Raw genomic sequence first — 21,411 nt, 5'->3', positions numbered from 1 at the left:
GTGACCTATGATATGGGGTTGTCCACGAAGAGTTGGCGCTTGGAGTCCAGCTTCATGCGGGCGAGGGCCATGTCCACTGGGAACTGGTATCGCTCATTCAGGAGGATGCCGTAACCGGTCGGGAAGGGCGTCCAGTCGGTCAGCGCGGCCGCGTCGTTCCAGGTGCGCTCCACGAGCTGTTCGTCGATTTCCACAGGCCGTGGTTGAAGCTCGGTCATGGCGCCCTCCCTGTGCGTTTTGGTTAACAGAAATTGTTGACTCACGCTACAATACGTGGCGTGGCGACCGTTTGCAATGAGAACCCCGTTTACGAAAGTCGCTTGTGCGGTATATGCACCGGCGCTATAATTGTGAACGCGAAAATCTATTGGATGTGTCCCGGGTAGCCGGGGCGCCTTGAGGGAGGGTTCACGAGAGATGTCCTACATTATCGCCGAGCCGTGCGTAGGCGTTAAGGACGCGGCTTGCGTAGACGTCTGCCCTGTAGACTGCATCTACACCACAGACGATGACAACCAGTACTTCATCAACCCGGAAGAGTGCATCGATTGCGCCGCGTGTGAGCCCGTGTGCCCCGTCGTAGCGATTTTCGCAGAGCCGGACACTCCAAAGGAGTGGGACAAGTACATAGACCTCAACTACAAGTACTTCAACCAGACCAGGGGCTAGTCCAGGCCCTGTGTCTGCGATTATTGCACAGGACTTCCAGAACACGGCCCCGAACGTATCGGGGCCGTGTTCTATTTTGATAATCTTAATAGAGAATGGAATATCTGGAGGATACCGGTAATGGTTGAGATTAATTCGACTCCGGAGATGGTGACGCGGGTGTACGCCACCATGGAGAAGAACATGAAGGCCGTCAGGAAGAACCTTGGCCGGCCTCTGACACTTGCGGACAAGATACTGCTCTCGCACCTGGACGACGCCGTCAACCAGGAGCTGATTCCCGGCAAGAGCTACCTGCAGGTGCGCCCGGACAGGGTGGCGCTGCAGGACGTTTTGGGCCAGACGGTGATGCTGAATTTCATTCAGACGCTGCGCTCCAGTGCGGCGGTGCCGACGACGGTCCACTGCGACCACCTTATCCAGGCCCGGACAGAGGGCGGCCTCGACCTGGTGCAGTCCATCGAGGAGAACAAAGAGGTCTATGACTTCCTCCGCACGGCCTCGGCCAGGTTCGGCGTGGGCTTCTGGGGCCCGGGCGCGGGCATCATCCACCAGGTGGTCCTTGAAAACTATGCCTTCCCGGGATGCGTGATCATCGGCACGGACTCCCATACCCCGAACGCGGGCGGACTGGGTGCGTGCGCCGTGGGCGTGGGCGGCTCGGACGCCGTGGAAGTAATGGCGGGCCTGACGTGGGAGATCCTGTACCCCAAGCACGTCGGCGTTTACCTCACGGGATCGATGAGCGGCTGGACCGCTCCGAAGGACGTCATACTGTACCTCGCTGGTTTCCTGACGGTTGAGGGCGGCACTAACTCGATAATTGAGTACTTCGGGCCGGGCGCGAGCTCGATCAGCTGCACCGGCAAGGCGACGATTACCAACATGGGCGCGGAGATCGGCGCAACGACCTCCATATTCGAGCACGACGAGCGCATGTCCCGATACCTCGTGGCGACGGGCCGCGCGGCTATTGCCCGCCTGGCGGAGAAGAACCACGAATTGCTGGTGCCGGACGCCGAGGTGGTGAAGAACCCGGAAAAGTACTTCGACAGGGTTGTGCACATCGACCTTACGAAGCTGGAGCCGCACATCGTAGGCCCGCATACGCCGGACCGCGCGCGGCCTATCTCGAAGCTGAAAGCCGAGGTGGCAGACCCCGCGAGCAAGTTCATCGACAAGATCGATACCGCGCTTATCGGCAGCTGCACGAACTCTTCCTACGAGGACATGAGCCGCGCGGCGGACGTTGCCCAGCAGGCTGCTTCCCGTGGTATCAAGACCGCGGCCGCCTTCATGGTGACGCCCGGCTCCGAGCAGGTCCGCGCGACAATTGAGCGCGACGGGCAGCTACAGACGCTCAAGAAGGTGGACGCCATCGTTCTCGCGAACGCCTGCGGCCCCTGCATCGGTCAGTGGAAGCGCGAAAAGATGCTGGACGGCGTGCCGAACACGATCGTCACTTCTTACAACCGCAACTTCCCCCGCCGCAATGACGGTCGGTCCGAAACGATGAACTTCATCGGCAGCCCGGAAATCGTGACTGCCCTGGCCGTGGCAGGCAAGCTGTCGTTCAACCCGCTGACAGACACGCTGACCGGCGCGGACGGGAAGCAGTTCAAGCTCACCGCGCCCAAACAGGCGCCGGAAGTGCCTTCGAAGGGCTTCGCAAAGGGCAACCCTTTCTTTGTCGCGCCGCCGGACGACGGCAGCAAGATCCAGGTCAGCGTTTCGCCCACGAGCGACCGCCTGCAGATCATTGAGCCGTTCCCGGCCTGGGACAAGAAGGACTACGTCGACATGCCCGTGCTGGTGAAGACAAAGGGCAAGACGACGACCGACCATATCTCCCCGGCCGGCCCTTGGCTGAAGTACCGCGGCCACCTGGGCAAGTTCAGCGACAACATGTTCATGGGCGCGATCAACGCCCATACAGGGGAGACGGGCAAGACGACCAACCAGCTCACCGGCGAGAAGGGGCAGTCGATATCCAAGGTTGCCCGCAACTACAAGGCGAAGGGCGTGAAGTGGGTCGTAGTGGGCGACTTCAACTACGGCGAGGGCTCCAGCCGCGAGCATGCTGCCCTCTCTCCCAGGCTGCTGGGCGGCGCTGCCGTAATCGCGCGGGGCTTCGCGCGCATCCACGAATCGAACCTGAAGAAGCAGGGGCTGCTGCCGCTGACCTTCCAGGACCCGAAGGACTATGAAAAGGTCCGCGAGGACGACAGGATCAGCCTTGTGGGTCTGGCCGATTTGACGCCGGGCAAGCCTGTGACGTGCCTCATCAAGCACTCAGACGGCACGACCGAGACGCTGAACCTGAACCACAGCTTCGGCGCTAACCAGGTGCAGTGGTTCTGGGCGGGCTCTGCGCTCAACCTCTTCCACAAGAAGAAGTAGTGAGCAGTGGGCAGTTAGCAGTGAGCTAGCAGCTGGAGTCAGATAAGAAATTCAGGGGGGCGGTCGGCATGCCGACCGCCCCCCTGACGTTTGTGTTGATAGCGAGGCTGAGTTATCTCGTAGCGCGCGCCGCTGCGGCACCGGGGTGTATTGCGCCCCTGAAGGCCGCATGCGGGGTTGTGGGGCTGTGCGCCGTAGACGGGTGCGGCGTTGTCGGATGGACCGTTCCCGCGTGTGCCGGGGCGTCCGCCTGGCCGGTGCCTACCCAGCCGGTGTGCGATACGTCCAGCAGGACGCCGTTCGGGCCGGCGTAGGTGAATGCGACGTTTCGCCCGTTGTACGCCTTACCGAGCTCGGAGCGCTTTGCGCCGTTAATGTCGTTGCGGGGCTCGGAGTTCGCTTTGCGAAGGCGAGTGTCGGTAACGGACATGTCCTCCACCTGGAAGCCGATGTGGTGGATGCCCGTGTACTCCTTGCCGTGCTCGTTGCCGGCCATTGCGTCGTTCTTGTACCGCACGATGGCCAGGTTCACGTTGCCGTCGGTCAGGTAGTAACCCTCCAGGTTGTCCGTGTCCACCTTGCCCACTAGTCGCAGGTCGAATGTCTCGCGATAGAACTTTGCCGTCTCCTCCGGTTGCTGCGTCGCTATGGCTATATGCTTGATCTTCGCCATACTTCTCCCCCTCTCAAAACGGCTGCTGGTCCAGTCTTCAACTCACTGCTAACTTCCAACTACTAACTTCTATTCCTTCGTCGGCTCCCACACCGACTTGTCCTGCGGGTAGTACCCGATCACGCGGCGTCCGTGGTCAATGTCATACATGGGCCATGTGCTATCCGAGACGCCGAATACGATCTCGTACTTCACGCCGGGTTGAATGGCCGCGCGCTCAAAGACCCGGACGGCGTCGCCGTGGCTGAGCTGGTGCGGGTGCTCAGGCAGGTCGCGTGTGCGGCTGAAGTTGCCGATGCGGACCCCAAGGAACTCGATGCCGTACCTGAGCTGGTACATCCACCCCATACCCTCGCCGAAGATCTTGCTGGCGGAGTAGTAGCTGTCCGGGCGCGGGACCTGGTCCACCGTGCGCATCGTGTCCTTCACCCATCCCAGGATGCCCGCGCGGCTGGCGTAGACGACCCGGCGCACGCCGTTCAAGCGGCATGCCTCGAAGACGTTGTAGCAGCCGACGAAGTTGCTCGGCAGCACGGCCTCCCACGGGTAGCCGCCGCCGGGCGCGCCGGCCAGGTGTATGACGACCTCAACGCCCTCGGTTGCCCGCTTGACCGCCTCCGGGTCGGCAACATCGCCGACAATGGCGTCTGCCATTTCTGGCATCGGCTGCCTGTCAAACCCGCGCAATTCGTAGCGGTCTTTCATCCCGCGAACGAGCGTCGATCCGACGGCGCCGGCAGCGCCGGTAATGAGCACCTTCATCTGTTACCTCACTTATCTTTTTAGACTAACCCATCGGTGCGAATCACTCAATGCGAATATCTACCTATTTTCCGCTATCATGTACGACACTTCGATGCCTTTGCAGGTGAAAACATGCGCCCCCAGGCCCAGCTTCTGTATTTCCGGTCCAAGATCGATCTGAAGCTTCATCCCTATGCGGTATGTGCGACGGACGACCTGCCCGGGCCGAAGCCGTTGATCTTGGAGATCAGCCCCGGCGCCATCACGAACCTGCAAAAGGCAGTGGAGGACACGGAGAAGATCGCAGACATTGCCAGGCGGGGAGGGAAGTCGTGCGTGGTGCTGCGCCCGACGGGGTGCGGGCCGGGCTCGGTGCACCAGAACTATGGCGAGGTGGACGTCTTTGAAGCCATTGAGGCGGTGGCGGCAAGCCACGAGATCGACCGTGACCGCATAACGGTCATCGGCTCATCAATGGGGGGCGCGTCGGTCTGGTACATGGTGTCGCACTACCCGGACTTCTTCGCCGCCGGCGTGCCGATCTGCGGCTACTGCGACTACCGTCTGTGGGAGAAGCCCGGCGGCGCCACGTTCCACATGAGCGAGTGGGAGGAGCCGTCGTGGCAGGCCCGCTCGGCGGCGCTGCTGGTGGAGAACCTGGAGCACACGCCGCTGTGGATCGAGCTCGGCGCGTGGGACAGGGGCGTCGGCGGGGGAGTGCCGGTGGAGCACTCGCGGCAGATGTCGCGCCTGCTCAGGGAGAAGGGGTTCCAACACCAGTACACCGAGACTGCGAAGCTGGGTCACGAGGTGCCGCCGAACCCCATGTACGAGCAACTCATCCTGTGGATGCTGGAGCAAAACAAGGTCCGCAACCCCCGCCACGTCGCGCTCGCCACGTACCAGCTCCGCCACAACCGGTCGTACTGGGTGACGGTAGACCAGATCGAGCGCTACGGCCGGAGGGCGCTGGTGAACGCGCGGCTGGAGGACGGCGGCGCGGTGACCGTGTCCACGGCGAACGTCCGCGGCTTCTCCATCGGGCCGGTGGGGTCGGGACGCGGCCGCGTGGCGGTGGACGGGCAGGACATGGGCGTGCTGGAAATCTCGAAGCGGCTGACGTTCCGTATTAATGGCAAGAGCTGGTCAGTTTCGACGGCGGGCACGCCGGGCGAGAAGCGACGCGGCATGTCCGGGCCGATATCGGACCTGTTCTTCGACCGCGCGCTCATGGTGCCGGGAACGGCGGGCACGGACGAGGAGACGCACTTCAACACATGGGCTGCGAAGGACGCGCAGGCCTACTTCAAGAAGCGCAACGGCGGCGTCCACCGCGGCGGCATCATGGGCGAGAACTCCGTGGACCTTGCGATAGTACCGGACAAGGAGCTGGCGGACGACGACCTCAAGGCAAACAATATCCTCCTGTACGGCACATACGCCACGAACGCCGTCCTGGCGCGGTTCAAGGGCAAGCTTCCGTTGGAGTTCGGGGCGGGCGCGATCACGCTGGCGGGGAAGAGATACACGGGCGAGCGCTTATCCGTGTTCGCCCTCTTCCCGCACCCGCTCAACGGTGAGCGGTACGTCGCGGTCCACGGCGGCGTGACGCCGGATGCGGTGTGCTGGGGCAGCCACCTCGGCATGATGCTCCTGCCGGACTACATCGTCTACGACGGCGGTCGGATGGTGGACTGGGGGTTCTGGGGGAACGAGTGGAGGTGAGGGGTCGAAGGAACGGGCCGCCCGCGTGAGCTAATGTCCCTCGTCCATGCCCAGCAGCGCGCGGATGGCCTTGAGCTCGGCTTCGTCGGCCTGCTTGAGGGCGAGGGTGGGGTCGTGGAGGAGGCGGTTGGTGATGGAACGGGTGAGGGCGTCGATGATCTCAAGCTGCTCGGGGGGGAGGTCGCCGAGCTTGCGGACGGCGCGGGCGAGCTCGCGGGCGCGGGTATCCTCCGCCTGGGCGCGGAGCGACTTGACCAGCGGCAGCGCGTCCAGTGTGCTCCACCACGACATGAAGGCGTCCGTCTCCTCATCCACGATCTTCGCGGCGGCGTCGGCGGCGTTGCGGCGATTTTGAAGGTTCTCCTCGGCGATGGCCGATAGGTCGTCGATGTCGTAGAGGCTCACGCCGTCCAGCTTCGCCGTCTGCGGGTCGATGTTGAGCGGGACGGAGAGGTCGAACAGGAATACCGGGCGGGCGTTGCGGTGCGCGAACGCGGCCTTGAGGTCGGACGTGCGCAGGACGAACTCCGGCGCCTCGGTGGCGGCGATGACGATATCGGCGTCGATCAGGGCGGACGGGATATCGGCGAACGGCACCGCGCGGCCGGACAGCTCGGAGGCGAGCTCCTCGGCCCGGGAGAGCGTGCGGTTGGCGATCATAAGGTCCGCCGCGCCTGTGGTGCGCAGCGCCCGGGCGACAAGCTGGCCGGCATCGCCGGCGCCTATCAGGAGCACGCGCTTGCCTGCGAGCCTGCCCATTACTTTTTGGGCAAGCTGCACTGCCGCGTAGCTGATCGAGAGTGCGTTGCGCGATATCTCAGTCTCTTCGCGCACCCGGCGGCCGGTTCGGATGGCTCGGTGGAAGAGGCGCGACACTTCGGATGCGACTGCGCCGTGCTCGGCGGCGAGTGCGAATGCCGTCCGGACCTGGCCAAGTATTTGGGACTCGCCCAAAATCATAGAGTCAAGGCCGGCAGAAACGGTGAAAAGGTGGTGCACAGCCTCGCGGCCTGCGCGGTCGTACAGGTGAGGAGAAACGTCGCCCATCGCGACGCCGTGAAAGTCGGCAAGGAAGCTGCGGATCTCGAGCGCCGAGTCCTCGGGGCTGTCGGTGGCGGTGTATACCTCGGTACGGTTACAGGTGGAGAGCACCACAGCCTCGCCGGTCCTGGCCGCCAGCAACGGCAGCGCGCGGGAGAGCTGCTCCTTCGAGAAGGAGACGCGCTCCCGGACCTCTACCGGGGCAGTCTTGTGATTTAGGCCTGTGAGGAGGATTTGCATGAATCCAGACTACATAATGCGCGGCGAAAATGCATCGCGCACGAGTGTTAGGTAGGTGTTAGCTGGATTGGTGGCTCTGTCTACCGCTTCTGGGCAGTTATGCCGCCGGGAGCCGGTGATTCTCGGGGCCGCGCGCTATACCTTGGTCGCGGACTTGTACTGGGTCCTGAGGCAGCGCGTGCAGAGAGTCATCTTCTTCGACTCTCCGTTCTTGAAAACCGTGGCCTTCTGAATGTTGGCCACGAAGCTGGTCTTCGTGTGCCTCTTGGAATGGCTCACGTTGTAGCCGGAGGAGCTGGACTTGAGGCAGATTTCACATCGCATTGTGGAGTAGGCCTTTTGACTGTAAATTGGTCTTGAAGTAGAATCCGAGCTTAACCCGGAAAATATATCATAACATACCCCGGCAGGCAACCTTGGTAAATGGTGGAGCAGAGTCAAGAAAGGGCGAGGAGCGGCTTGACGGCGACGACCTCAAGGCGATGCTGTCGGCGGCGGCCCGGCTGCTGGAGCAGAACGTCCAGGCGATCAACGCGCTGAACGTTTACCCGGTCCCGGACGGCGATACGGGCACGAACATGTTTCTCACCCTGAAGGCCGTAAACGAAGAGGCCGCTCCCCTTCACAGCGCGCCTGCGAGCGCCGTTGCCGCCGCCATGGCGAAGGGCGCCATCATGGGCGCCAAGGGGAACAGCGGCGTTATCCTCTCGCAGTTCTTCAAGGGCCTCTCCACCGGCCTCTCCGGCTCGGTGAACTTCGGCCCGCGCGAGCTCGCCGCAGCCCTCAACCAGGCGCGCGCATACTCGTACAAGGCGGTAGGCAAGCCCGTAGAGGGGACCATCCTTACTGTTATAACCAGCGCCGCGGCCGCTGCCAACGATGGTCTGGACGGCAAACGCACAGTCCTGGGTGTTGTGGCATCCGCGGTTGACGCCGCCAACGATGCCGTGGCCCGCACGCCCTCCATGCTCGAGGTCCTCCGCAAGGCCGGCGTGGTGGACGCCGGAGGGCAGGGCCTCGCGATAATTCTCGAGGGCATGCGACGCCACCTCGCGGGGGAGGCTCTCGTTACTCCGGACGCCGTCGCCGCTCATTTCAGGCAGGGGTCTCCGGCCGGCCGGGTTTCCAACGCGTTCCTCCAGGACGCCGACGATGAGATGTACGGCTACTGCACGCAGTTCATAATCAAGGGCGCAGGGCTGGACGTCGATGCCGTCCGGGCGCTCATGGCCGAAACGGCGCGCTCCGCCGTCGTCGTGGGGGATGACACGATGGTGAAGGTGCACGTTCACGCCGAGGACCCTGGCAAGGTGCTGAGCGCCGGCGTCCGGTACGGCACGCTGGCGCAAGTCAAGATCGAGAACATGGACGAGCAGCACGTCGAGTTCGCGGCGGCGCGCAGGCAGGAGGCGACCGCATCGGATATCTCGGTCATTGCGGTCGCAGCGGGCGAGGGGATGGCGGCGGTCCTGACCGACCTGGGCGTCGCGACGATCATCCAGGGCGGCGATACGATGAACCCCAGCGTGCGAGAAATCCTGCTTGCGATAGAGCAGGCGCCCGGCGGAAGCGTCGTCGTGCTCCCCAATAACGGCAACATCATCCCGGCGGCGAGGCAGGCCGCGGAGCTGGCTTCAAAGCCGGCGAAAGTCATACCTACCAGGTCCATCCCCCAGGCCGTCGCAGCGCTGTTCGCCTTCAACCCGGACAGCGGGCTGGACGGCAATCTCAAGGAGATGGAGTCCGCGATCGAGGGCATACGCACAGGCGAGGTGACCACCGCCATCCGCGACATTGAGCTGGACGGCGTGACCGTCCGGGCCGGCGCCCTGATCGGCCTGCTGGACAGGCAGGTTGTCGCGGCGGGGGACTCGCTTCCCGGCCTCGTGCGCGCGCTGCTGGAGAAAGCGGATGCATCGGCGGGCAGCCTCGTGACGCTATACCGCGGCGCGCCGGTCTCGGAAGAGGATGCCGAAGCGACCCTGAAGTCCATCGGAGAGGCCTTCGTAGGCGTTGAATGCGAGCTTGTGTACGGCGGACAGCCGCACTACCACTTCATAATTTCCATTGAGTAGGAAGGATAATCAAATGCCCGTCAAAGTAGTGACAGACAGCGCTTCCGACCTGCCCCTGGAGCTGGCAAAGAGCCTGGGTATTACCGTTGTCCCCGTGAAGGTCATCTTCGGCGAGAAGACCTTCAAGGACGGTGTTGAAATAGCGCCGGACGACTTCTACAAGCGCCTGATCGACGGGCCGGTCATGCCAACAACGTCCGCGCCATCAATTGGAGACTTCGTGGAGGCTTACGAGCGAGTAGCGAAGGACGCCGATGCCATCGTCTCCGTCCACGTCTCCTCCAAGGTGAGCGGCACGTACAACGCAGCCAACCAGGCCAAGTCCGAGGCCAAGGTCTCCTGCCCGATAGAGGTGATAGACACGTTCCAGGCGTCTCTGGGCCTCGCGATGGTCGCCATCGCTGCCGCGTGGGCGGCCAACCGTGGAGCGCCCGTGTCGGAGGTCGTCAGTGTCGCAAACAGCGCCATGGGCCGGGCGCAGTGCATAGCCCTGTTCGACACCCTGGAGTTCCTCCAGAAGGGCGGAAGGATCGGCAAGGCGCAGGCGTTGCTTGGTACGATTCTAAAGATCAAGCCCATGATCATCGTCCGAGATGGCGAAGTCCAGCCGCTCGGTAAGGCGCGCACCTTTGCCAAAGGCGTTGCGGCGCTTGAAGAGGCGGCGCGCGGGTACGCGCCCATCGAGGAGCTGTGCGTCGCATACTGCACGGACCCCCAGATAGCTCACGAGATCGCCGGCCGGCTCAAGGACCTCTTGCCCGTGCGCAAGGAGCCGTTCGTCGCGCGCTTCGGACCCGGCGTCGGCACCCACGTGGGCCCGGGCGCCGTCGGGATCGGCCTGCTCAAGGCGGATGGCGCCCGCCCGTCGTAAGGGTACTGTTAACGCCAATCGCGCTTGCCGTTCACCCCACACGTAGTACAATTGTGCTGGCATGGCTACACCCACACCCCCGAAAACTGAGCTTCTCCGCAAAATGCTCGCAAAGGAGGCCGCGGAAGGCTTCCTGGACAAGGCCGTCATTGGCGGCCTGGACTCCTTCCTGACCAGGTGGGAAGGCGAGCTCAAGCCGGTACTGGGGAACTACCCATCGTACTCTTCTCGCACGCCTGAAGAGCGCAAGGATTGGGCGAAGCGCGCGATCGACAAGATAAACGCCGCGCCGGTCCCGGCGGCCAACGGCGCGACCTCGGCTACCCCTGCGAAGCCCTCGACGCCATCACGCAAAACGGCCGGGAAGCTTGCCGCGCCGATAAAGCTCAGCGACCCCGTGACCGTCCTCCGCTACGTCACCGACAAGACCGTCCCAAAGCTCAAGCGGCTGGGCGTTGAGCGGGTGGAAGACCTCATCTACCTCTTCCCGCACCGGCACAGCGACTACTCGAAAATCCGCACCGTCTCCGAGCTGAAGTTCGGCGAGGAGCAGACCGTTGTCGTCAACGTGTGGGAGGCAACCGAGACGCAGCTAGGCTCAAAGCGATCAACACAGGCGGTCATGGGCGACGACACGGGCAATGTGCGTGTAACGTGGTTCAACCAGCCCTGGGTCGCAAGGACGCTCAAGGTCAACGACCGCATTGTCCTGAGCGGCAAGGCGACCGCCTTCCGGGGCGCCTTCGTCTTCGAAAACCCGGAATATGAGGTCCTGGCGGGACAGGAAGACCTACTCCACACGGGCCGCCTGGTGCCCGTCTACCCTCTGGTGGAAGGACTCTACCAGCGATCGCTGCGAGGCTACGTAAAGCAGGCGCTGGACGGCGCGCTGACCCATGTCGGTGAGTACCTCCCCGATTCGACACGCCACCGCACCGGCCTCTCAGGCATCCGGAACGCCATATCAGGAATGCACTTCCCCTCGGGCAAGGAAGACCTCGAATCGTCCCGCCGCCGGCTTGCATTTGACGAGCTCTTCATGTTGCAGATGGCCGTAATGTCCCGCAAGCAGGCATGGCAGGTCGAGGAAACCGGGGTGGCGCTGAAGGTAGACCGGGAAATGCTCTTCGCCTTCCAGCGCTCGCTGCCGTTCAACCTGACGGATGCCCAAGCGCGCGTTCTGAATGAGGTGCTTGGGGATATCCAGAGCACGAAGCCGATGAGCAGGCTCCTGCAGGGTGACGTGGGCAGCGGCAAGACCGTTGTCGCATTTATGGCACTGTTGATGGCCGTCGCCAACGGCTATCAGGGCGCTCTTGTGGCCCCGACCGCCATCCTTGCCGAGCAGCACTTTCTCAGCATCCGCAGGATGCTCTCCGGCAAGCCGACCGTCGCCCTGAGCGATAACGTCATCGCCGTCACCTACGAGGGTCTGCCCAGGCCGCTCGTCATTGGGCTCTTGCTGGGAAGCCTGTCTCAAAAGGTGAAGCGGGAGATACAGCAGCAGGCGTCCTCCGGCGAAATCGACCTGGTCATCGGGACGCACGCGGTCCTTCAGGACAGCGTCGCGCTGCCCCGGCTTGCGATTGCCGTTGTGGACGAGCAGCACCGCTTCGGTGTGATGCAGCGCGCGGCCCTGCGGGAGAAGGGGACAAGGCCGCACCTGCTTGCAATGTCGGCCACGCCGATACCCCGTTCGCTACAACTGACGCTGTACGGCGAGCTGGACGTATCCGCCATCGACGAGATGCCCCCGGGACGCCAGCGGATCCGCACGCGGTGGGTGGAGCCGGACCGGCGCCAGTCCGCATATAACTTCATTCGCGCCCAGGTGGAGCTTGGCCGGCAGGCGTTCGTCGTGTGCCCGTTCATTGAAGGCTCGGAGGCGGTCCAGACCCGCGCGGCTGTGGAGGAGTACGAACGGCTTTCAAAGCAGGTCTTTCGGGAGCTCAAGCTGGGGCTCCTCCACGGCAAGATGCCGCTCAGGGAGAAGGCCGCGGCGATGGAGCAGTTCGTGCAGGGAAAGACGAATATCCTCGTCTCAACGCCGGTCGTTGAGGTGGGGATCGATGTCCCGAATGCGACGGTAATGCTGATCGACGGAGCAGACCGCTTTGGCCTGGCGCAGCTCCACCAGTTCAGGGGCAGAGTAGGGCGCGGGAAGTTCGAAAGCTACTGCCTGCTGCTGGCGGACGAACCCGGCGAGGAGGCGCGAAAGCGGCTCAAGCTGGTCGAGCACCTGTCGGACGGTTTCGAGCTTGCAGAGGAGGACCTGAAGCTCCGCGGCCCCGGCGATTACCTCGGCACACGGCAGAGCGGCCTGCCCAGCCTGCGCGTGGCGAAGCTGTCCGACCAGGACATCATCGCCATGGCCCGCGCCGAGGCGCGCCACATCCTGGAGTCCGATCCTGACCTGGCCAGGCCGGAGCACGCCGCCCTCGCACAACGCCTCAAGGCATACGAGGCCGGCCTGACGGACGAAATGTCGTAGGGACGACCCACCGGGGGGTCTCTACGTTAGCGCCTCCGGCCCCACCCAGAAGTGCGGGTTCCAGGCAACCTCCCACAGGAAGCCGTCCGGGTCTGCGAAGTACCCGGCGTGCCCGCCCCAGAACACGTCCTGTGCCGGCTTCACCAGCGTCGCTCCGGCTGCGACGGCCTGCTCCAGCACCGGCTTCACATCCGCCTTGTTCCGCACGTTGTACGCGAGCGAGAAGGCCTGGTACCCTCGGCCTTCCATCTTAACGCCGGTGTCTTTCGCCAGCTCAGCCCGAGGGAAAAGAGAAAGCCATGTGCCGTGCAGGACGAAAAAGGCAACTCCGCCGCCTGCGTCCCCTCTCACCGGCAGACCGAGGCCGTCGCGATAGAAGCGCAGGGCGCGTTCCAGATCGGACACGCCGAGCGTTATCATACTGATTCTAGGCTCCATTCAGTCGCTCCTTCACAGGTCAAACGGGAGTCAGACCAGATGCGGGATAGCGGCGCCACAACTGCGGGGTACTCAGGCACACCGCTGGCGAAAAAACTCGGAATCAAGGCCGGCATGACCATCGTTCTGCTGAACGCGCCCGAGGGCTACGATGAAACGCTCGCTCCGCTGCCGGACGGCGTGACGGTGACCGGCGAGGCGCAGCCTGGGTCCCCCTTCATCCAGGTCTTCACAACTTCGGCCGGGGAGCTTGCCCATGAGTTTCCCCGCCTGCGGGAAATGCTGGCGAGGGACGGTATGCTCTGGGTCTCATGGCCGAAAGGGTCGTCCCGCGTCATGACTGACCTGACCGAGAAGGTTGTTAGGGACATCGGCCTCAGCTGCGGCCTGGTGGACGTTAAGGTCTGCGCAGTAGACCGCGTCTGGTCCGGCCTCAAGTTCGTGCGGCGGTTGAAGGACAGGGGAGAATTATGAATGATGAATGACCCATCCGGACTCTCTGGCTGTTAACTTCATACTTCATCATTCATACTTCATCGTTCTCTTATCACGCACGTTCCCGCCAGAATGTCGTGATAGCCCCGCCGGTCCGCTCGTGTGGCTATCATAATTCCCATGACCAGGTATCCGAGGCCGATGGTGAATGCGCCCGTGAGGCTAAGCAGGCTGCGCAATGTGGCGACGTAGTAAGAGAGCTCGCCATTGCCTGGGTAGCTGACGATGCGGAGATTGAGGATCTTCTTCCCGGGCGTTCGGCCGTCCCAGTTCACGAGCATGAGCACCGTAACAATCAGAATGATGAACCCCTGCAATAGGTTCGCCGTAGAAAAGAGGCTTTCGAGAGGCGTCGCGTCCGGGTTGGCTGTAACATCCATGAATATTGAGACCAGCAGGAGAGCCGGGATACCCATAACGACGAGGTCGATTAGCCCGGCGGCCAGGCGTATGAGCGCCCCGGCCTTTTGAGTCTCGCCAGGTTCAGGTGAATCGGAGCTCATGCGATTTGCCGTATCAGTAGCATTGGTTGCCATGAGAACGCCTCCTACAAGTTGCCGGGGACCCGTCCGCAACGATAGCCGATATCCTAGCGACTGCCGCCCGGCCGGTCAATTAACACGCCGCACGAAACCCTCTATAATTGACATCGAAAAGTGCTGCTGAATATCATAGACGCGGAATGTTACGGATTTCACAATCGACTATTCGACCCGTTCGCTGTTGCGCCCAGTCTTAGTTTCGACCGGGACGGGAGCGCGGCAGGCAGGAGTCCACATGGCACACTACACGAAGGGCGAAGCGAGGGACTGGGCCTGGGATAACCTGACGGGGCAGTGGTCAACACTCGTAACCCCGTTCAGCCCTGACGACCAGGTCGACGAAGCCGGCCTCCGGAGGAACATCCGCCATATCCGAAGTCTTGGCGCACGTGGCGCGGGTGCAACCTGGGGAATGGGAGAGTTCTGGAGCCTGACCCGCGAGGAGCGCTTCAAGGTTTACGACATCCTCGCGGACGAAAGCCGCGGGGAATGGCTAACCGCCGCCCACGTGACGCACACCTCTATTAAGGAAGCGACATTGCTAGCCGACTACGCTCAGTCGGCGGGAATCGAACTCCTGATTGTCGCCCCTCCTTATATTGTGACGCGCAAGGAGTCTCAGGTTATCGACTTCGTCCGCCTGCTGGCGGGTAAGACGGACCTGGCGATTATGTTCTATAATTCGCCGCAGTTCGGCATCGTCCTCGGTGCGCCGGCCCTCAAGGAGCTTTGCGCGATCCCGAATGTCGTTGGTGTGAAAGAGGCGAGCTTCAACCGCGATATCACCATCGAGGCGCACCGGACGATAGGCAAGGATGCCATCATCAGCGCCCCGGATGAGTGGATTCTCTTAAAGGGCAGGGAGCTGGGCATCCGGCAGCAGGTGATGTTTGCCAACACGTCGGACTGGCGGTTCGACCGGCCCGGCGCAAACTACTACACGGAGTTCATAGACCGCGCCACCGCAGGCGACATCGACGACAACTTCTACGATTCGCGTATCCGCCCCATCAAGGCGGTCTCGGACAGGTGGTGGCAGCGTATGGTGCAGCAGGCCGGCGGCGTTCTCCCGGCGGCGATGTGCAAGCACTGGGGCGAGGTTATGGGAATGGCCGGCGGCGGAGTCCGGCCCCCGCTCGTCGACCTGACTCCGGATGAAAAAGAAGAGCTGAAGGCCGATATCCTGGCAGTCCAATCCAAAGTGCCTTCAACGGTGGGTGATTAACATGATTCTCATGGTGAGCGTTCAGAACCTGGAAGAGGCGATGCAGGCGCTGAAGGGCGGCGCGGACATCGTCGACGTTAAGAATCTCCAGGAGGCCCTCGTTGGCTCGGCCAACCCCTGGGTGGTCAAGCAGGTGCGCGAGGCGGTCCCATATCCGCACCACGCCAGCGTCACCCTCGGCGTCGTGCCTAACCAGGTCGGCACCGTCGCCATGGCGGTGTACGCCGCGGGCGTGCTCGGGGCCACCTCCGTGAAGGTAGGCTTCATGCAGACCGAGTACGCTCTGGCGGTTGAGACTCTTCTCGCCTCAAAAGAAGCTCTCAAGGGCACAGAGACGAAGCTCATCGGCTCCCTGTTCGCAGACAATCTCCTGTACGACTGCGGCCTGGACCCGCTTCGCATGGTGGAGCTTGCCAAGGACGGCAAGTGCGACGGCTGGCTGATCGACACGCTCACCAAGGACGGGCGGAACCTCTTCGACTTCATCCCCGAGCCAACCCTCCGCGAGTTGGTTTTCGAGGGCAAGCAGCTCGGCATGAGCACGGCGCTTTCCGGCCACCTGAAGCTCGATAATCTGGATGAACTGGCCCGCATTAACCCGGACATCGTTGGCGTGCGCGGCGCGGTCTGCTCCAAGGGCGATAGGAACGACGGGGTGCACTGGGAGGCAGTGGCTGAATTCAAGCGGCAAGTCGACCTGCGCAAGGCCGGTGCTATCGACGTGCGCGACGGCGCTCACGCGAACGGCAACGGCAATGGCCACAAGGGAGGGTGGGTGATCATCGACGGCACGGGCAAGACCTGCGCCGGCATCATCGCTGCTCTCACCGCGCAGGTCCAGGCGGACAGGGGATCGTTCGTTGAGGTTATAATCCCGGACGCGCTGAACACGTACGATGTGATCGTCTGGGCGGAGAAGGGGGGCCATCGTGTGCTTACCCAGCGCAAGGACGGCCAGTCCGTAAGGATGCTCGTTCAGCCCTAGCAGAAATTCAATCCAAAAATCACTAACAAAGGGGATGAGGCAAACGTTATCCCCTTTGTGATTTCCGCGTGTTGCGGCCATTTTTACCCCATGCTACGATGGAGTCAAGTGGCCCGAAATCACCGACAAAGGGATTTCCTTGGACGTACCCGTATGGCTTCAGTGGATTGAGTACATTGCAAGCATCATCCGAGACGTAATCTTCATCCTTTTCCTTGTTATCCTTATAGTTATCGCCCTCCTCCTGTATAGCAAGGTGAAGAAGCTCATGGCCACGGTGGATAGGACCACCAAAAAAGTGGGAGAGACAGTGGCAACCCTTCAAAAGACAATAGCCGCGACGGCTGCGGCGGGTGCGGGCACTGCGTTTACGGCAGGCAAGTTCGCGGCATTCATGCGGGGATTCTCGATGGGGCGGAGGAAGAAGAAGGACAGAGACGAAAACTAACAAACCGAGGTGGACCCATGGCACACTATGACACAGATTCGGATAGGGTAGCAGCGGCGGGCGCGGCAGGCATGATGACAGGCATTTTGCCTTCATCCTTGGTGCGGCGCTGGGCGTAGTTGTTGGCATGCTGATGGCGCCGAAGTCCGGCAAGGACACGCGGCAAGAGCTGATGGACCGCGGCGATAAGCTCCGCCATCAGGCCGAGGAAATGGCGGCCAGCCTGAAGGAAAAGGTCGGCCCCAAGGTTGAAAACGTGCGAGAGCAGGTCAACGAGCGCGTGGCGCCGCTGGCCGGCCGGATCTCCAATCGCGGCAAGTCCGCCGATGGCGCTAACGGCGAGCAGTCCTAGTCCCAGGCCTAGTTTTCCCGAATAAGTCGAAAAATACAGAGGACCGGCATTGCGCCGGTCCTCTGGTGTTTCTTTCCCGCTGCGGGCCTACTGGCCGGGCGAGCCGTTGGTTGGACCTTCAAACTTCGGATACGACCCGAACACCTTGAACATGGAGACCTGCTTCTTCACCGCTTCCAACGCATCGCCCAGCAGCCGGTCCTCCCGGTGGCCTTCAAGGTCCACGAGGAAGACGTATCTGCCAAGGCTCTGCTTTGTTGGGCGCGACTCAATTTTCTCCATGTTGATCTTGCGCGTGGCGAACTCCCCCAGGACGCTGTAGAGGATTCCAGGCGCATCCGCTGCGAACGAGAAGCAGATGGATGTCTTGTCCCGCCCCGTGCGCGGATGGTCCGTGCGACCCAGCACAACGAAGCGCGTCATGTTGCTCGGGTTGTCCTCAATTCGCTCAACGAGAATCGTCGCCCCGTACAGCTCGGCCGCACGCTTCGGAGCGATGGCGGCTACCTCGCGCCCCAGCTTCATCATGTCTTGCACGGCGGCCGCCGTGCTGAGCGATGCAACCAGCTCCACCTGCGGCAGGCTCCGCGAGAGGTACTTCCGGCACTGGGCAAGCGGCTGTGGGTGAGAGTAGACCACCTTGATGTCGGCCAGGCTGGCGCCGGGGTGCGCCATCAGGTAGTGCCACACCGGCACCACAACCTCGTTGCGGATGCGCAGATCGGAGTCGTGTATCAGCAGGTCCACATTGATGGCAATGGGCCCTTCGATGCTGTTCTCAATCGGCAGGACGGCTTCGTCCGCTTCGCCCCTGTCCACGGCGGAGACGGCGGCCTGGAATGAGGGGTAGGGGAGATGGAGGTCCGCCGGTCCGTAGGTAACGCACGCCAGCTCTGAGAAGGTGCCCGCCGGGCCGAGGTAGGCGAGGCGTTTCGGGGACTGGGTCACTTTTCGAGCCTTTCCACAAGCAGGTCTCGCAGCTCTTGCTGCCAGTTGGAAGAGGTTACCACAATAACCTCGTCCCCTGCGCGCACAGGAGTCTCCGGCGAAGGCAGCGTTATCGCTCCGTCCTGGCCGATGACCAGCACAGCAAGCGCGCCCTCTCCCAGGGCGATTTCCTTCAGCGGCCTTCCGACCTTACCGAAGGAGGGCGCAATCCTGACCGATACGAGCATCCTGTCCTCGTGGTTGGCGATGGGCATCAGGTGTACTACACCGTGACCGGACAGGCTCTCCTGCAACCGCGTGAGCAGAAGGGATGTGACGCTGACAGGCGCGTCAATTCCAAGCAGGGTGAATAGCTCCACGTGCTCAGGGTAGTTGACAACCGAAACGGTCCTGGCTGCCCCGAAGAGCTGCCTGGCTATCTGGCATGTCACAAGGTTTACGTCATCGTCCCCGGAAGTGGCGATGACAACGTTCGCGCGGTTCGCGCCGGCTCGGGCCAGCTTCGATACGTCCACCGAGCTGCCGTGCACGGATACGCTGCCGAGCACCTCGTCGAGGAGTGCGCATTTGGTCGCATCTTCCTCGATGACGGCGATTTCATGGCCGTTGCTGACCAGCCACCTTGCGAGGGCCGTCCGAAGCTTGCCCGCGCCGGCGATGATGATATGCATGCGGTCGGCCCCCTACGGCTGAACGGCCTCCAGGGCGTACTGGCTCACCAGCGCCGTGGGGCTTATGGGGATGATTCCAAGGTCCTTGTATATGCTCTGCACGGTTGGGTCGTCGATCTTGCAGATAACGAGGGGGGTCTGGTACATGTGCTTGGCCATCTGCGCCGCGAGTATGTTGATCGTGTCCACGGCGGTCATGGCCATGAAGACATTCGCGTCCCGTATCTCTGCCTTGATAAGGTCCTGCTGTATGTTTCTGACGGAAAGCAGGGGTACGATCTTCCCCTCAGCCACGCGCGCCTGGGGCAGCATGTCCAGGCACGCCGTGCTTTCGTCTATGACGTGCACTGTGTAGCCCTGTTCTGAAAGAGCGGTCGCGACTGCGATTGCCGATGGGCGGCAGCCCAGGATGACTGCCCTTCTGAATTTGTGCTCCGAGCGCGTCAGCTCAAGCAACGGCCCTTCTCCTTGGATACCGGACCCGCCGGTTACCTGATGCTCCTGCCCGCGGTTGCGGGCGAGATGGTTTCCCGCCACAGTACTACCCGGCAGGGCGCGTGGGTGAGAACGTATTGTGCGGTCTCGCCCATGCTGAATGCGCCGTAGACCTGCCTGTAGGGGATGCCCACAATTACGGCGTCGACCTTCTTGTCGATCGCCTCCTGGACTATGGCAAGGCCGGCCTTTCTGGACTGCAGTAGTCCGGCCTTCGGCTCGATCCGCAGCTCCCGCGCTACCACCTCAACCTTCCGCAACACCTCTTCCCCCTTCGCCGTCGCAGGGGCCAGCTCCGCGTCTACCGGCAGGCCTCGGCTTACCTCGATTACATACACGATATACAGGTCGCCTTCCGGGTCCAGGAGATTGCACGCCGCCTGGACGGAAGGCAGGTCAGAGGGATCGCCTGTCACCGCAACCAGGATGGCGGGCAGGCCGCCGACCTTCGCTTTGCGGGACCCGCCGAATGGCTTTGGAAAAGGCATAAGAGCGGTCCTTGCCGGCACTCAGCCAATAGTTCGATCGTTCACGCGGCGCGGCCCGCAACCTAGCTTGGCAGCCGGTCAAGCAGCTCGTCCTTGCCGGCCAGGATGAGCAGGTCGCCCGCATGCAGGCGGTCGTCTATGTCCGGGTTAAGCGTGATGTCCCGCCCGCGCTTGACCGCCAGGACAGCCAGCCCGTACTTGTCGCGCGGACTGGAGAATCCCAGCTCCTTCAGGGTCTTGTTGGCGAACGCCTGCGGCGCCCTGATACGGCTGAGGCCGAAGTTGGGCGCCAGCTCCAGGTACTCCTGCACGTTCGGGTTGAACATGTTGTGCGCCAGCCGCACGCCCATCTCCGACTCGGCGTGCACCACCTTGTCCGCCCCGATGCGCTCCAGCGTGTTGCCGTGCAGGTCATTGTGCGCGCGCGCTACGATATACGGCACGCCAAGCGTCTTCAGCAGCACCGTCGTCATCACGCTCGCCACGATGTTCGAGCCGATCGCCACCACCGCCGCGTCGTAGTCCGGCACGCCCAGCTCTTTCAGCACGGTCTCGCTCGTGGCGTCGCCTGCGACGGGGAAGGTGACCTGGCCCATCATCGTCTGCACGCGGTCCTCTTCTTCGTCGATGGCAAGCACGTCGTGGCCCAGGTTATACAGCGAGCGGGCCACGCTTGAGCCGAACCTGCCGAGACCGATCACGACAACCTGCTTCTTCAATGGGCCTACCCCGTTCCGGGAAGCTACGCGTGGCGCGGTTGAACGCGCGGCAACTGCCTGCGATTCTATGTTCGCCCAGCTAACCCTGTCAACCGCACGACCCATATTCACGCGGCATCCCGCGAGCGCTCATGCACGCGCGCCGTCGCCTGGCGCCCTCGCCATAAGCGCAATGGACTACCCGCCCTTAATTCCTGGCTGTAAATCGGCCTCCCGCACACCCGCTCGGAATAGCAGTTTCGTAGTACTCAGGCGTGTCAATGCTCAATGACTTTGTCAGTCTTACTGCTCAGTGATTTTGTCAGTACGACTGGTTTTGGTTGAGTCAGTCTCGATCTCCAAGGGTGATCTGGAGCCAGCTTTCGATCCTTGGGCGAGGAGAGGGGCGTGCTGGAGACGGACCCGTCTCCAGCACGCCCCTCTCCTCGCTTGCCCGCCTGAGCTTTTCTTCGCCTTGCTCGCAGGACTGCGGGTCTTAGGGGAGCAACCGTGCTGGCCAGCTCACGCCCCTTGTGCATGACCACGATGCGCCCGTCCAGCCGCTCCTGTACCTCTACGGTCGCCCTGGCGTATGTGCTCCGCTCGCTGTCAGGCTCGATCTGCAGGTCCTCTCCACCAAAGCTCACCGTGTTATCCGCGGCCACTGTCCGCTGGTATCGGAAGCACAGCACACTGT

23 protein-coding genes are annotated in these 21,411 nt (G+C 62.6%); 11 read left to right on the top strand and 12 right to left on the bottom strand.

Annotated elements, in window-relative coordinates; translation table 11 throughout:
* Window positions 1-5: 5 nt before the first annotated feature.
* The gene (locus FJ319_00715) at window positions 6-218 is read right to left on the bottom strand and encodes a hypothetical protein (protein ID MBM3932824.1); all 213 of its coding nucleotides are present in this window, start codon (window positions 216-218) and stop codon (window positions 6-8) included.
* A gap of 199 nt (window positions 219-417) precedes the next feature.
* On the opposite strand from FJ319_00715, the gene FJ319_00710 reads away from it, so the two are divergent.
* Both FJ319_00710 and FJ319_00705 read left to right on the top strand, forming a co-directional pair.
* Window positions 418-669, top strand: a complete 252-nt coding sequence (locus FJ319_00710; GenBank protein MBM3932823.1) for a ferredoxin family protein — start codon at window positions 418-420, stop codon at window positions 667-669.
* A gap of 120 nt (window positions 670-789) precedes the next feature.
* Window positions 790-3,069, top strand: a complete 2,280-nt coding sequence (locus FJ319_00705) for an aconitate hydratase (protein ID MBM3932822.1) — start codon at window positions 790-792, stop codon at window positions 3,067-3,069.
* 112 nt (window positions 3,070-3,181) lie between these two features.
* On the opposite strand, the gene FJ319_00700 is transcribed toward FJ319_00705, so the two are convergent.
* Complete coding sequence (locus FJ319_00700; protein MBM3932821.1) at window positions 3,182-3,742, bottom strand: VOC family protein; 561 nt, start codon at window positions 3,740-3,742, stop codon at window positions 3,182-3,184.
* A 69-nt stretch (window positions 3,743-3,811) separates the two neighbouring features.
* Entirely contained in the window at window positions 3,812-4,504 is a 693-nt protein-coding gene (locus FJ319_00695; GenBank protein ID MBM3932820.1) for an NAD(P)-dependent oxidoreductase, read from the bottom strand.
* A 114-nt stretch (window positions 4,505-4,618) separates the two neighbouring features.
* On the opposite strand from FJ319_00695, the gene FJ319_00690 reads away from it, so the two are divergent.
* Entirely contained in the window at window positions 4,619-6,211 is a 1,593-nt protein-coding gene (locus tag FJ319_00690; protein ID MBM3932819.1) for a hypothetical protein, read from the top strand.
* A gap of 30 nt (window positions 6,212-6,241) precedes the next feature.
* Here the strand turns inward: FJ319_00690 and FJ319_00685 are convergent, their stop codons facing one another.
* Complete coding sequence (locus FJ319_00685) at window positions 6,242-7,492, bottom strand: glutamyl-tRNA reductase (GenBank protein MBM3932818.1); 1,251 nt, start codon at window positions 7,490-7,492, stop codon at window positions 6,242-6,244.
* A 135-nt stretch (window positions 7,493-7,627) separates the two neighbouring features.
* The gene (gene rpmB, locus FJ319_00680) at window positions 7,628-7,906 is read right to left on the bottom strand and encodes a 50S ribosomal protein L28 (GenBank protein MBM3932817.1); all 279 of its coding nucleotides are present in this window, start codon (window positions 7,904-7,906) and stop codon (window positions 7,628-7,630) included.
* A 2-nt stretch (window positions 7,907-7,908) separates the two neighbouring features.
* On the opposite strand from rpmB, the gene FJ319_00675 reads away from it, so the two are divergent.
* The 3 genes from FJ319_00675 (at window position 7,909) to recG (ending at window position 12,929) form a co-directional block, all read left to right on the top strand.
* The gene (locus FJ319_00675; protein ID MBM3932816.1) at window positions 7,909-9,567 is read left to right on the top strand and encodes a DAK2 domain-containing protein; all 1,659 of its coding nucleotides are present in this window, start codon (window positions 7,909-7,911) and stop codon (window positions 9,565-9,567) included.
* Between the two features lie 13 nt (window positions 9,568-9,580).
* Complete coding sequence (locus FJ319_00670) at window positions 9,581-10,438, top strand: DegV family protein (protein ID MBM3932815.1); 858 nt, start codon at window positions 9,581-9,583, stop codon at window positions 10,436-10,438.
* Window positions 10,439-10,499: 61 nt separating this feature from the next.
* Window positions 10,500-12,929 carry an ATP-dependent DNA helicase RecG gene (recG, locus tag FJ319_00665; GenBank protein ID MBM3932814.1) on the top strand — a complete coding sequence of 810 codons (2,430 nt, stop codon included), beginning with the start codon at window positions 10,500-10,502 and terminating at the stop codon, window positions 12,927-12,929.
* A 21-nt stretch (window positions 12,930-12,950) separates the two neighbouring features.
* On the opposite strand, the gene FJ319_00660 is transcribed toward recG, so the two are convergent.
* Window positions 12,951-13,367, bottom strand: a complete 417-nt coding sequence (locus tag FJ319_00660; protein MBM3932813.1) for a VOC family protein — start codon at window positions 13,365-13,367, stop codon at window positions 12,951-12,953.
* A 39-nt stretch (window positions 13,368-13,406) separates the two neighbouring features.
* On the opposite strand from FJ319_00660, the gene FJ319_00655 reads away from it, so the two are divergent.
* The gene (locus tag FJ319_00655) at window positions 13,407-13,841 is read left to right on the top strand and encodes a DUF3052 domain-containing protein (protein ID MBM3932812.1); all 435 of its coding nucleotides are present in this window, start codon (window positions 13,407-13,409) and stop codon (window positions 13,839-13,841) included.
* A 59-nt stretch (window positions 13,842-13,900) separates the two neighbouring features.
* Here FJ319_00655 and FJ319_00650 read toward each other — a convergent pair whose 3' ends face one another.
* Window positions 13,901-14,398 (bottom strand): RDD family protein, encoded by a 498-nt coding sequence (locus FJ319_00650; protein MBM3932811.1) that lies wholly within the window; start codon window positions 14,396-14,398, stop codon window positions 13,901-13,903.
* A gap of 241 nt (window positions 14,399-14,639) precedes the next feature.
* On the opposite strand from FJ319_00650, the gene FJ319_00645 reads away from it, so the two are divergent.
* The 4 genes from FJ319_00645 to FJ319_00630 all read left to right on the top strand — a co-directional run bounded on the left by FJ319_00645 (window position 14,640) and on the right by FJ319_00630 (window position 17,414).
* The gene (locus FJ319_00645; protein MBM3932810.1) at window positions 14,640-15,629 is read left to right on the top strand and encodes a dihydrodipicolinate synthase family protein; all 990 of its coding nucleotides are present in this window, start codon (window positions 14,640-14,642) and stop codon (window positions 15,627-15,629) included.
* A gap of 1 nt (window position 15,630) precedes the next feature.
* On the top strand, window positions 15,631-16,614 hold the full coding sequence (locus tag FJ319_00640; GenBank protein ID MBM3932809.1) for a hypothetical protein: 984 nt from the start codon (window positions 15,631-15,633) through the stop codon (window positions 16,612-16,614).
* A gap of 139 nt (window positions 16,615-16,753) precedes the next feature.
* Complete coding sequence (locus tag FJ319_00635) at window positions 16,754-17,062, top strand: hypothetical protein (GenBank protein MBM3932808.1); 309 nt, start codon at window positions 16,754-16,756, stop codon at window positions 17,060-17,062.
* Window positions 17,063-17,189: 127 nt separating this feature from the next.
* Window positions 17,190-17,414 carry a YtxH domain-containing protein gene (locus FJ319_00630; protein MBM3932807.1) on the top strand — a complete coding sequence of 75 codons (225 nt, stop codon included), beginning with the start codon at window positions 17,190-17,192 and terminating at the stop codon, window positions 17,412-17,414.
* An 87-nt stretch (window positions 17,415-17,501) separates the two neighbouring features.
* Here FJ319_00630 and pheA read toward each other — a convergent pair whose 3' ends face one another.
* The 5 genes from pheA to FJ319_00605 all read right to left on the bottom strand — a co-directional run bounded on the left by pheA (window position 17,502) and on the right by FJ319_00605 (window position 20,840).
* Complete coding sequence (gene pheA / locus FJ319_00625; protein MBM3932806.1) at window positions 17,502-18,362, bottom strand: prephenate dehydratase; 861 nt, start codon at window positions 18,360-18,362, stop codon at window positions 17,502-17,504.
* Window positions 18,359-19,033: a TrkA family potassium uptake protein gene (locus tag FJ319_00620; protein MBM3932805.1), complete on the bottom strand. Its 675-nt coding sequence runs from the start codon at window positions 19,031-19,033 to the stop codon at window positions 18,359-18,361. Before FJ319_00620 ends, pheA begins: the two co-directional genes overlap by 4 nt.
* A 12-nt stretch (window positions 19,034-19,045) precedes the next feature.
* Complete coding sequence (locus FJ319_00615; GenBank protein MBM3932804.1) at window positions 19,046-19,630, bottom strand: TrkA family potassium uptake protein; 585 nt, start codon at window positions 19,628-19,630, stop codon at window positions 19,046-19,048.
* Window positions 19,522-20,016: a universal stress protein gene (locus tag FJ319_00610; protein MBM3932803.1), complete on the bottom strand. Its 495-nt coding sequence runs from the start codon at window positions 20,014-20,016 to the stop codon at window positions 19,522-19,524. The genes FJ319_00615 and FJ319_00610 overlap by 109 nt, the downstream gene beginning before the upstream one ends.
* A gap of 62 nt (window positions 20,017-20,078) precedes the next feature.
* Window positions 20,079-20,840, bottom strand: coding sequence for a TrkA family potassium uptake protein (locus FJ319_00605; protein MBM3932802.1), 762 nt, complete (start codon window positions 20,838-20,840; stop codon window positions 20,079-20,081).
* Window positions 20,841-21,411: the final 571 nt, after the last annotated feature.

The sequence above is a fragment of the SAR202 cluster bacterium genome (assembly GCA_016872355.1).
Taxonomy (GTDB): domain Bacteria; phylum Chloroflexota; class Dehalococcoidia; order Lucifugimonadales; family VGZY01; genus VGZY01.
This window is presented reverse-complemented; position numbering and strand designations above follow the sequence as displayed.

Excerpts from the sequence above, each read along its gene's own strand:
- recG (MBM3932814.1), top strand. The coding sequence starts at position 10,500 with ATGGCTACACCCACACCCCCGAAAACTGAGCTTCTCCGCAAAATGCTC.
- FJ319_00685 (MBM3932818.1), bottom strand. The coding sequence starts at position 7,492 with ATGCAAATCCTCCTCACAGGCCTAAATCACAAGACTGCCCCGGTAGAG.
- FJ319_00710 (MBM3932823.1), top strand. The coding sequence starts at position 418 with ATGTCCTACATTATCGCCGAGCCGTGCGTAGGCGTTAAGGACGCGGCT.
- FJ319_00655 (MBM3932812.1), top strand. The coding sequence starts at position 13,407 with ATGCGGGATAGCGGCGCCACAACTGCGGGGTACTCAGGCACACCGCTG.
- FJ319_00695 (MBM3932820.1), bottom strand. The coding sequence starts at position 4,504 with ATGAAGGTGCTCATTACCGGCGCTGCCGGCGCCGTCGGATCGACGCTC.
- FJ319_00645 (MBM3932810.1), top strand. The coding sequence starts at position 14,640 with ATGGCACACTACACGAAGGGCGAAGCGAGGGACTGGGCCTGGGATAAC.
- FJ319_00705 (MBM3932822.1), top strand. The coding sequence starts at position 790 with ATGGTTGAGATTAATTCGACTCCGGAGATGGTGACGCGGGTGTACGCC.
- FJ319_00670 (MBM3932815.1), top strand. The coding sequence starts at position 9,581 with ATGCCCGTCAAAGTAGTGACAGACAGCGCTTCCGACCTGCCCCTGGAG.
- FJ319_00700 (MBM3932821.1), bottom strand. The coding sequence starts at position 3,742 with ATGGCGAAGATCAAGCATATAGCCATAGCGACGCAGCAACCGGAGGAG.
- FJ319_00715 (MBM3932824.1), bottom strand. The coding sequence starts at position 218 with ATGACCGAGCTTCAACCACGGCCTGTGGAAATCGACGAACAGCTCGTG.
- FJ319_00660 (MBM3932813.1), bottom strand. The coding sequence starts at position 13,367 with ATGGAGCCTAGAATCAGTATGATAACGCTCGGCGTGTCCGATCTGGAA.
- FJ319_00690 (MBM3932819.1), top strand. The coding sequence starts at position 4,619 with ATGCGCCCCCAGGCCCAGCTTCTGTATTTCCGGTCCAAGATCGATCTG.
- FJ319_00650 (MBM3932811.1), bottom strand. The coding sequence starts at position 14,398 with ATGGCAACCAATGCTACTGATACGGCAAATCGCATGAGCTCCGATTCA.
- FJ319_00640 (MBM3932809.1), top strand. The coding sequence starts at position 15,631 with ATGATTCTCATGGTGAGCGTTCAGAACCTGGAAGAGGCGATGCAGGCG.
- FJ319_00620 (MBM3932805.1), bottom strand. The coding sequence starts at position 19,033 with ATGCATATCATCATCGCCGGCGCGGGCAAGCTTCGGACGGCCCTCGCA.
- FJ319_00605 (MBM3932802.1), bottom strand. The coding sequence starts at position 20,840 with ATGGGTCGTGCGGTTGACAGGGTTAGCTGGGCGAACATAGAATCGCAG.
- FJ319_00630 (MBM3932807.1), top strand. The coding sequence starts at position 17,190 with ATGCTGATGGCGCCGAAGTCCGGCAAGGACACGCGGCAAGAGCTGATG.
- FJ319_00610 (MBM3932803.1), bottom strand. The coding sequence starts at position 20,016 with ATGCCTTTTCCAAAGCCATTCGGCGGGTCCCGCAAAGCGAAGGTCGGC.